At 62.3% G+C, this 9,900-nt stretch carries 9 protein-coding genes and 1 pseudogene; 4 read left to right on the plus strand and 6 right to left on the minus strand.

Translation table 11 applies throughout. The annotated features are described in order from the left end of the window. A pseudogene (locus tag AUR66_RS22315) lies at positions 1 to 271 on the plus strand (methyl-accepting chemotaxis protein); the annotation flags it as partial. Between the two features lie 179 nt (positions 272 to 450). Further along, positions 451 to 2,121 (plus strand): methyl-accepting chemotaxis protein, encoded by a 1,671-nt coding sequence (locus AUR66_RS17850; RefSeq protein ID WP_058573499.1) that lies wholly within the window; start codon positions 451 to 453, stop codon positions 2,119 to 2,121. 63 nt (positions 2,122 to 2,184) lie between these two features. Here AUR66_RS17850 and ubaA read toward each other — a convergent pair whose 3' ends face one another. Then, positions 2,185 to 2,997, minus strand: coding sequence for an SAMP-activating enzyme E1 (gene ubaA, locus AUR66_RS17855; RefSeq protein ID WP_058573500.1), 813 nt, complete (start codon positions 2,995 to 2,997; stop codon positions 2,185 to 2,187). Between the two features lie 128 nt (positions 2,998 to 3,125). Between ubaA and AUR66_RS17860 the strand changes: the two genes are divergently transcribed. After that, positions 3,126 to 3,476, plus strand: coding sequence for a rhodanese-like domain-containing protein (locus AUR66_RS17860; protein WP_058573501.1), 351 nt, complete (start codon positions 3,126 to 3,128; stop codon positions 3,474 to 3,476). 191 nt (positions 3,477 to 3,667) lie between these two features. Here AUR66_RS17860 and AUR66_RS17865 read toward each other — a convergent pair whose 3' ends face one another. Then, on the minus strand, positions 3,668 to 4,258 hold the full coding sequence (locus AUR66_RS17865) for a 50S ribosomal protein L15e (RefSeq protein ID WP_058573502.1): 591 nt from the start codon (positions 4,256 to 4,258) through the stop codon (positions 3,668 to 3,670). Positions 4,259 to 4,500: 242 nt separating this feature from the next. Beyond that, complete coding sequence (locus AUR66_RS17870) at positions 4,501 to 5,520, minus strand: alpha/beta fold hydrolase (RefSeq protein ID WP_058573503.1); 1,020 nt, start codon at positions 5,518 to 5,520, stop codon at positions 4,501 to 4,503. Positions 5,521 to 5,745: 225 nt separating this feature from the next. On the opposite strand from AUR66_RS17870, the gene AUR66_RS17875 reads away from it, so the two are divergent. Continuing rightward, positions 5,746 to 6,621 carry a hypothetical protein gene (locus AUR66_RS17875; RefSeq protein ID WP_058573504.1) on the plus strand — a complete coding sequence of 292 codons (876 nt, stop codon included), beginning with the start codon at positions 5,746 to 5,748 and terminating at the stop codon, positions 6,619 to 6,621. A 67-nt stretch (positions 6,622 to 6,688) separates the two neighbouring features. Here the strand turns inward: AUR66_RS17875 and AUR66_RS17880 are convergent, their stop codons facing one another. The 3 genes from AUR66_RS17880 to AUR66_RS17890 all read right to left on the minus strand — a co-directional run. Next, positions 6,689 to 7,765 carry a sugar ABC transporter permease gene (locus AUR66_RS17880; protein WP_058573505.1) on the minus strand — a complete coding sequence of 359 codons (1,077 nt, stop codon included), beginning with the start codon at positions 7,763 to 7,765 and terminating at the stop codon, positions 6,689 to 6,691. Further along, entirely contained in the window at positions 7,762 to 8,697 is a 936-nt protein-coding gene (locus AUR66_RS17885) for a carbohydrate ABC transporter permease (protein WP_058573506.1), read from the minus strand. The genes AUR66_RS17880 and AUR66_RS17885 overlap by 4 nt, the downstream gene beginning before the upstream one ends. A gap of 4 nt (positions 8,698 to 8,701) precedes the next feature. Further along, positions 8,702 to 9,900 (minus strand): extracellular solute-binding protein (locus AUR66_RS17890; protein WP_058573507.1); only part of this gene is annotated, 1,199 nt, incomplete at its 5' end.

The raw sequence follows: 9,900 nt of genomic DNA on the forward strand, positions 1-9,900 counted from the left end.
CGAAGACACGGCAGAGCGAGCGGAGTCCGTCGCCGCCGCGACAGAAGAACAGACTGCGTCACTCGGTGAGGTTTCGAACGGTGCGGACCGTCTCGCCTCGCAGTCCGAACGGTTGATGGCGCTCGTCGACTCGTTCACCGTCGACGTCAGCGTCTCGGACGCCGACTTCGACCAGTTCGACAGCGATGGGCAGTCCAGCGAACCTGCGCCCCGCGTCGCCGACGCGCCCGCCACCGACGGTGGTACGGACGCCGACGCGGACGGACAGTAATCAGTATCGCTGACGATCGTTTTTTCAGGCGGTCACTGCCAGCGTGCCCGACAATATGCGACAGTAGTCTGATTTTGGTATATATCGCCGCGTCCAGTGCCCGAGGCGGACGTCTGTGAATATCAATCACGATAATTTAGACAGTAGGGTTATGCCCTCGTTGTTCGTGGGGCTGACACATGGGCCTGCTTTCGCGAATCGCGGCGCTGGTCCCGGGGGTCAGGGCTCGGGCACGTGCCGATGGGGGCGTACAGACTGACGAGAGTTCGACAGTTGCTGCTGCTGCACAGGAACTTCGTCTCGGCGGCCTCCTCGACGGGGTTGGGACGCCGGTATTCGTTCTCGACGCTGACCACAGAGTCATCGCGTGGAACGCACCAATCACCGAACTGACGGGCGCGTCGGCAGACGAAGCGCTCGGGTCGGAACACGTGAGTGAACTGTTCTACCCGGACGGCCGTCGGGCGAAGACACTCGCAGACAAGGTACTCGAAGCGCCACAGAATGCGGACAAAGAGTTCGGCCTGTCGTTTGCTGACCGGTCGGAACTCCTCTACCACGACACGAGTACGATGGTCGACCACCACGGCGACGAACGACACATCTCCTTCACGGCGAAACCGCTCTTCGAAGGTGACGAACTCGTCGGCGTCGTCGAGACGGTCCACGACCGAACCGACGTGGTGAACAGAGGGAAAGCGTCGCTCGCACTCGTCGAGGAAGTCTCCGAGACGATGCAGCACATCACTGACGGTGACCTCGCTGCGCGTGCGACGTTCACAGACGAGAAAGACGCCCTCGACGAAGAAGTGCTCCTCGTCGTCGAGAACCTCAATCAAATGGCGGCGCGGTTCGAGCGTCTCGCGAACGAAGTCGACGGCACGACGGCGGACCTGGGCAGTGCGATTCAAAACGCCGCACGTGCTGCGACCGACATCGAATCACAGGTCACAGAACAGGCGGACCTCCTCGCGAAGGGGTCCGAAGAGATGCAAGACCTCTCGGCCAGCATGGAAGAGATTGCGGCCACGTCCGACGAAGTCGCCTCGGCGGCGGACCAGGCGCGGGCCGCCGCGGAGAACGGCCGTGAGGCCGGCCAGAGTATCCGAACTGCGACTGACCAGGTCATCGAAATCTCCGACGAGTTGCTCGACAGCGTGATGGAACTTCAACAACGGATGGGCGCTATCGAGGAAGTCGTCGAAGTCATCGCGGAAGTCGCAGACCGGACGAACCTGCTGGCGCTCAACGCGAACATCGAGGCGGCGCGGGCAGGCGAGGCAGGCGAAGGCTTCTCCGTCGTCGCCAACGAGGTCAAACAACTCGCCAACCAGACCCACGAACACACCGAAGAGATTGCCGACAGCATCGACGAGATTCAAGAACAGGCCGACGAGACGGTGATGGCGTCCGAACAATCGCACGAACAGATTCAGGTCGCGTCCGGCGAGATTGCGGACGTCCTCTCGTCGTTGAACGAAATCGCCAACGCGGCCGATTCGGCCGCAAACGGCATCACGGAAGTCGCGCGCGCGACTGACTCGCAGGCGACCAACATCGAGGAAGTCACGACGACGATTCAGGTCGCACAGGACCACGCACGCTCTGCCGAGGAAGCGACGAACGACATCACCGACGCGACGACTGCACAGACGATTGCCCTCGACGACCTGGCGAATCAGGTGGACGAACTCGTCGGCGGCGACGCCGCGGCAGTCGACGAACTGGAGAATCTCGACCAACTACACGCAGCGACCGACGGCGGCGAAGACGGACGCGACGCTGCGTCCAACACGTCGTCCGACACCACCGATTCACTCGGCGGATTCGAGTTCGACCGAGAGCAGTAGACGGACGGCCCGGACCCGACTCACTCGTTCCCCTACTATTCCCCCTTCTCCACCCCAGCGTAACTAGTCGAGACTGATAGCGCAACTCTCGACGTACTCGATGTCCGCAATCGAGTCGACGCCACCGTCTCCGCAGACCGGACAGTCCGGGTTCTGTTGGTACGGCACCGTCTCGAAGGTCATGTCCATCGCGTCGTAAAACAGGAGTCGCCCGTCGAGAACCTCACCGACGTCGAGGACGATTTTTACTGCCTCAGTCGCTTGGATACATCCGAGAGTTCCGGGGAGGACGCCGATGACGCCCGTCGTCGCACAGTCTGGGACCGTCCCCGGTTCGGGTGCTTCGGGAAACAGACAGCGGTAACACGGACCCTCCGGAAGGAGCGTCGTCGCCTGCCCTTCGAACTTGTATATCGCACCGTGGACGAGCGGAATCTCCTCGAACCGGCAGACGTCGTTGAGCAGGTATCGCGTCGGGAAGTTGTCCGAGGCGTCGACGACCACGTCCGCGCCGTCGAGTAATTCGTGGACGTTCGACTTGTCGACTCTCGCCTCGACGGGTTCGACGGTCACGTCGGGGTTGAGGTCACGGACGAACTCGGCGGCGCTCTCGGCTTTGGGGACGCCCACGTCGTCGTCGTGGTGGATGACCTGTCGCTGGAGGTTGCTCCGTTCGACCACGTCGTCGTCGACGACGACTAACTCGCCGACGCCGACGGCGGCGAGGTACTCGATGACGGGCGACCCGAGGCCACCTGCCCCGACGACGACGGCCCGCGACGAGAGCAGTCGCTCTTGTCCCTCCGGGCCGACTTCGTCCATGATGATGTGCCTCGAATAGCGGTCGAGTTGGGTGGCGTCGAGTGAGAGTGTCATACTCCGACGTTGGCGGTGGCAGCGAATAAATCCGCGGCCCGGTGGTCGATATCCGTCACCGACGGTGGCTTCACACCCGTCTCGCCGGAAGCGACGCGCCTTTGACGCCTCGCCCGTCACTCCCCGGCATGGTCGTCGAGACGACGCCAGACGAACTGCGCGAGAAACTGGATGCTGACGAGACGAACGTCGCCATCGTCGATATCCGAGACCCATCGTCGTACACGTCCGGGCACATCCCCGACTCGGAGAACCTCCCGGCAGCGACGCTCGGCCCCGAGGTGTTCGACAGAGAGTGGCCCGAGGAAGTCGTCGTCTCGTGTTACGTCGGCAAGAGTTCGAAGCGCGTCGCGTCCGTCCTCGACGAGAACGTCGACGCCGACGTGAGCAGTCTCCGCGGCGGATTCGACGGGTGGGACGGTGCAGTCGAACGCGGGTCCGAAGACGAACCTGACCTCGGGCCGTCGGCACCGTTCTAACCGAATCGGTCACGAATCATTTTGCGACGATACTCGTCACGTATCCAGAGAGTACCCAGTGTATTCACCGATGCGACTCGTCAGATTCGACGATAGTGCTCGTGAGATTCTCGAACGATAGCTCTCAGTTACGACACCGAGCAGTCGCTCGGCGGTCGAAAAAGTGAGAAGGTTGTGCGGTGCGCGGGGCGTTACTTGCCGCGGCGGCGACCGGCCGTGATGGAGGGACGGACGTGTTCCGTACCCTTGCCACGGTTCTGGAGGCCACGGTTCTTCTTGCCCGCGTTGGTCAGTCCGCGGAAGGCGCGGCCGTCGTGGGCGTCGTCGCAAATCCAGCTGAGGTCGTCGTCGTTCTGGATGGCGGGGTGCTCGGGGTCGACGAGGATGACTTCCTGCCACTTCTGGGAGCCGTCCTGTCCGACGCCGTAGGAGTTCAGCACACGCATGTTCGGGTACTTGCGCGAGGCGCGTTCCTCGGCGATGCGCGGGATGGACTTCCGGCGACCGATGCGGTTGACACCCTGGCGCTTCGTGCGGCGGCCAGCCTTGTGTCGCTGTTTGCGTGCGCCACCCTTGCGGACGGAGACGCGAACCACGACGATTCCTTGCTTGGCCTTGTAGCCGAGTTCACGCGCCTTGTCGAGGCGGGTGGGACGCTCGATGCGCTCGATTGCGCCCTGGTTGCGCCACTCCTGTTTTCGCTGCCACTGGAGTTCGGCCAGTTTGCCTTCCTTCGGGGTCTTCCACGCTTCCTTGATGTGGGAATAGAAGCTTCGTGCCATTGTATATCACCGCGGGCGCTTGCGATTCAGTCCGTGTGAGGATTCATCCTCATCGGGAAATTCCCGAAGACCACATTTCGTCCCGTTCGTGACGGGTGCCCACTGGCGGGCCCGCGTGCCAGCGAGTTGGCGAACCTACCTTTGGGCGAGGGTTAAGAACTTCGGATTGCGAGCGGGTGTGTCGAGGAGACACACGGTGCGTGCCGGGAGAATTGGGATCGTCGGTATCGATGTACCGTGTGTCACGCCATTCGTCGTTCGCCTGCGGCGATACTCGATTCGACGAACCGTTCGACTGCCTGCCACGCTTCTTCGGAACCGGGGCCAATCCACGCCGCGTGGTCGGTTTCGAGACGCACGAGTTCGGCGTTCGGTATCGACTCCGCTGCGAACTCCGCGTGCTCGATTGGAACAGCGCCGTCGTACTCGCCGTGGACCACGAGCGTCGGGCACTCGATTCGCTCGTACGAGATGCGCGGTAACTCGCGGAACCATCGTTCGTCGTTGAGTGTCCCTTCGATGCGCGCACTGATGGGGAGTATCGTGGGGAAGAATTCGAGCGACTGCTCCCGATACCGCGGGTTCGTTAGGATGGCATCGACGTACGCGTCGAACTCCTCGCCGTCGAGTGTCGAGAGGCCTTCGTGCAACTGTTCGAGTGCGCGGTCCGGTGCGAATCGGTGGAACAACGCGAACACACCGGACTGCACGTCGAGGGCCGGTGTGGACGTGAGAATCGGGTCGACCAGTGGGTTTCCGGTGTCGAACAACCGCTCGTCGATTTCCGTGGTAATCGCCGACCCGAGGAGGAGACCCGACACTCGTTCGGGATACTCCGCCGCGAGTTGAAGCGCGGTCGGTCCGCCACCGGAGAGGCCGACGACTATCGCCTGCTCCACGTCGAGTTCGTCGAGTAGTGCCACGAGGAGGGCCGCCTGTGCTTCGAACGACCCATTGCCGTCTAATGGTGTCCTGAGATACCCCGGCCGGGAGGGTGCGATGACTTCGAAGTCACCACCGAAGAGGGCGTCACCGACGTGGAGTCCTTGGTCGTATCCACCGGGGTCGCCGTGGAGCACGAGAACGGGGTAGCCAGACCCACGCCGTGCGACTTCGACGACACCACGTTCTGTCGTGACGAGTTCACTCCCGGCCGCGAGGTCGGCGATTCGTCTGTGTTTCCATCGCGAGAGTGCACCACCCGCTGCTCCGAGGAGGAGACCCGCTCCAACGGCAGTCCACCGCGCCCAGTTTCGACTCATAGCAGACTAGAGAGACGTGGGAGACCGACCTAATAATGTCGGATATGTGTTAGATTCTGTGAACTATGGTGCTTCTCCGACAGCGTGCCAGTGCGTTGCCGAACATCGCCGGGAAGACGATTCAGAACTTCGGATTGACAGTAGACCTGCTGAGGGAAACCACGGTAAACTCGCCCGGAACACGTGTCAACGTATTATATTTCGACGTGTGAAACGTATCCGAATATGTCGTCCCCTGACTCACCCTCCACGCGACAACAGGCGCTCATCACTGCCCTCCAGTGGGGCTTGGTACAGGCGTTCGTTCTCGACACACTTGCCCGATTTCTCCGAAATTACTATCGAGCGACGACAGACTCGTTCGTCACTCCTGATTGGGTGGTGTCGATACAGTTCGCCGCACCGCTTGGACTTCTCGTCGGTGGAATCGGTGGGTATCGTTGGGTGACTGGCGGTCAAGCGACGACTTCGGCCGCAGCACACCGCAACCGTGTCCTCTTCGTCGGGTCGCTACTCGTCTGCTGGGCACTCGCCATCGTGCCGACGGTAGGATTCCAGTGGGTACTCGGCGACCAACTTTTCACGGTGCCGTTCTTCGTCATTCCGACCATCGCGGCGGTGTTGGCAGTTTGCGGGGCGTACCTGCTCGCGTATCGAGTCGAGACGGAGTGGTACCGCCGCCATCGATCCAAGTTACTGGGCACGGCAAAGGGTGCCGTCGTCGGACTGGTTCTCGGGGTTGTCGCGTTCGTCGTCTACGGTGCGTACCTTGCTGCAACACAGACGAGTTACAGCCTCAGTGGTGGGCCGGGAGTCGTCGGTGGAGTCTGCCTCGGCGCGATTGCTGGCTATGCCTTCACCGACACCGACGGAAGTGGGGACCGGTCCGCCGAATTTCTCGTCATCTTCCTGCCGTCGGTACTCGCACTTGCGCTCGTCGTTGGTCTCGGTTCGGTCGCACTCGCTGTGCTTGGTGTGTCCGTGCCCGGATTTCCTTCGTTCGTCACGATTCTCGTGCCGATTGTCGCTGCGCTCGCTGTGTCCAGCTATCTGACGTACAGCGTCGAGACGACGGTTTACAGGCGACTCGTCGGTCGCTAATTCGTCTCCGACCTGTGGCGATGCCAGCAGGGTCGAAAAGAAACCCGCGAGTCGGTGAAACCGTGTTCTACCCTTCCATCCCACCGAACGACAGGCCACCTTCGATGTAGCGCTGTGCGAACAGGTAGATGAGCATAATCGGTGCGGCGAACGTGAGTGCGAACGCCGAGAACCGCGCCCACGGGATGGAGTACCGGCCGACCAGCGAGTATAGGCCGACCGGAAGGGTGTAGTTGTCCGTCGAGAGCAACGTCTGGGCGACGACGAACTCGGTCCACCCGGTGAGGAAGGTGAAGATGAACACCGTCGCCAGTCCCGCCTTCGAGAGGGGGAGGATGATTTCGGTGACAATCTTCCACGACGGTGCGCCGTCCATCATCGCGGCCTCTTCGTACGAGACGGGGATACCGTCCATGTACGTCTTGAGAAGCCACGTGTTGAACGGAACCGCGGTTGCGGCGTAGTACGCCGACAGCGCGAGTTTGTTGTCGTTGAACCCGAACTGCACGAACAGCGCGTACAGTGCGATAAGTAGCGCGACGCCGAGTCCTCCGCCGATTTGGGTGAACAGGACGTACCCGTAGAGCACCTTCGACCGGCCGATGAACTGGCGGCGCGACAGTGCGTACGCGCCGGGGACGATGAGGCACATGGCGAGAATCACCGTCGGGATAGCGACGGTGAGGCTGTTCACGAAGAACTCCTTGAAGTTCGACGTCTCGGTGACGCCGTAGTCCGACACGTCCAAGAACGCCAGTTCCGGCGTCTGTAGGAACAGTTCGTATCCGCCGAGACCCACCGTAATCCGATAACTCGGGAGGATGAGGTCACCGATGACCCAGAGGAACGGTTCGATGGTGGGCTCGGCCGGCCAAAGTCGAATCCCACTCGACGAGTACAGCGACGCGCCGGTCCCGGAGAAGGCACCGACGGCGACCCAGTAGAGTGGGAACAACAGCAGTGCGACCACGACGACGGCACCTGCCGTGATGCCGGCAGTCTTGAGCACCGACGCGGCGCTCACGCGCCCCTCGCGGATACCTTCGAGCGTGTACCGCGCGTCTTTCAGACTCTCGACGGGCGCTCTCGCAGCGGCTCGAACGTCGTCGCCGACTTCCGCGGCGATGTCCGAGAGGACGCTCATGCGTCGTCCACCCCGTCTGCGAGACGGCCTTTCCAGACGTTCAACATCATGAACGCCCCGATGACGAGGACGGCGACGAGCATGATAGCGGCACCCTCACCGTACTTCTGGAACCGGAAGGCCTCACGGTACCCGTAGACGATGAGTAGTTCGTTCGTCCGCGACGGACCACCCTGATTGAACACGTACGGGATGAGGAACTGCTGGAACGACGCCGCGGCCGTGAGGATGGACGCGAACAGCACCGGCCGCTTGATAGACGGGAGTGTCACGTGCAGGAACCGCGCGAAGAACCCCGCACCGTCTATCATGGCGGCCTCGTGGAGTTCCTCGGACACGTCCTGCAACGCGCTCACGGTGATGATGACCATGAACGGGTACGCCAACCACGCCTCGGTGACGTTGTAGGCGATAAAGGCCATCCAGCGCTCCGAAAGCCACGCGACAGAGCCGAGTCCTGCCGAGCGGAGGAGTTGATTCGCGAGTCCGAACTCGGCCGAACTGAAGATACCGCGCCAGATGGTGATGGTGAAGATACCCGGCAGTCCCAGCGGGATGATGATGAGCGCCCGCATGAGCCGTTTGCCACGGACGCGAGCCCCCGTCACGACGAGGCCGACGCCGATACCGACGAGGACCTTGAGCGCGACGGAGGTTGCGACGAACAGCCACGTGACCCACATCGAGTTCCAGAACTGCCCGTCTGTGAGTACCGTGACGTAGTTCGCGAGACCCACCCACTGCTCTTTCCCCTGAAACAGGGTGGCCGGCTCTGCGTTGGTGAACGAGAGGTAGACCAGGTACATCACCGGAAAGAGCATGAACGCGAGGAAGACGAAGAGCCCCGGCAGGACCAACAGCAAGGGCAGGTCTTCTTTGTTCACCACGGGGTTGTCCGTGGCTTTCTCGACGGCGCTGTCGACGACACTCATGTCCTCACTCCCAGTTGGACCGAATGTCTGCTTCGGCCCTCTCGAAGGCCGACTGGAGTTCTGCGTCGCCGTTCTTCACGCTGTTGAAGGCGTCTTCGAGTGGTCCCCACACGTCGCCCATGTTCGGGTGCGACGGAATCGGCGTCCCGAGTGCGACGGACTTCGAGAAGCCTTCGACGGCGGCCGGAAGGTCACCGCTCTCGGCGAGTTCCTTGTGGACCGGGATGTAGCCGAACTCTTCGGCGTTGTTCGAGAGCACGTCGGTGTTCGTGGTGTACCACTCGGCGAACTCTCGTGCAGCGGCGGCCTTGGCCTCGTCTTCGTCCACTCTCGTGGTGAAGTACAGTTGCTTGACCGTCGTGTACGGCTTGGGTTCGGCGTCGCCCTCGGGCGAGGGAAGACGGGCGATGCCCGCGTCGATGCCGTTGGACTTCACGTCACCGAGGAACCACGGGCCGTTGATGGCGAACGGTGCGTTGCCTTCGAGGAAGACGGCCGCTTGCGGGTCGTAGCCGGTGTCTTTCGGCTGGTACGGGACGAAGTTGTCGAGGATGAGTCGGAACCCGTCGAGCGTCGCCTCTTTCGAGAGGCCAAGTTCGACGTTCGACTCGTCGAAGTAGTAGCCACCGAAGGCGTGCGCCCACGCACTCATGAAGTAGGCGTTCAGCGGGTAGCTGAGGCCGTACTTCCCATTTTCGGGGTCGTGGTGCTCCTCCATGATGGACACCATCTCGGCGATGGTCTCCGGCGGTTCGTCGACGAGGTCCTTGTTGTAGATGAGACCGACCGTCTCTGCCGCGTACGGGAGTGCGACAGTCGCGCCGTCGAACTGGACGGCCGCCTGTGCGGGTTGGGTGTACACCGAGAGGTCCACGTCGAGGTTCTCGCTCTGGTCGGAGAGGAACCCGTTTTGGTAGTACTCGCCGGTCCAGTCGTGGGCCCAGTCGAACATGCTCGCACCCTGTCCGGCCGGGATGGCCGACGTCGTCTTCTTCCGAAGGTCGGCGATTTCCGCGGGGTCGGCGGTGTGCTTCGTCTCGGACGTGAACGCCTCCGCGTTCTGTTCGAGTGCCTTCTTCTCGGCCTCTGCGCGCTGGTGCCAGAGCGTGAAGGTCCCTGCCGGACCAGTGGACTCCGTCTCCTCCTGTGCGGTGGTCTCTTCGCCACCGTCGCCGCCGCCGTTCCCGCTCTCGTCGGGCGTCG

The sequence above is a fragment of the Haloferax profundi genome (genome assembly GCF_001469865.1).
GTDB lineage: Archaea > Halobacteriota > Halobacteria > Halobacteriales > Haloferacaceae > Haloferax > Haloferax profundi.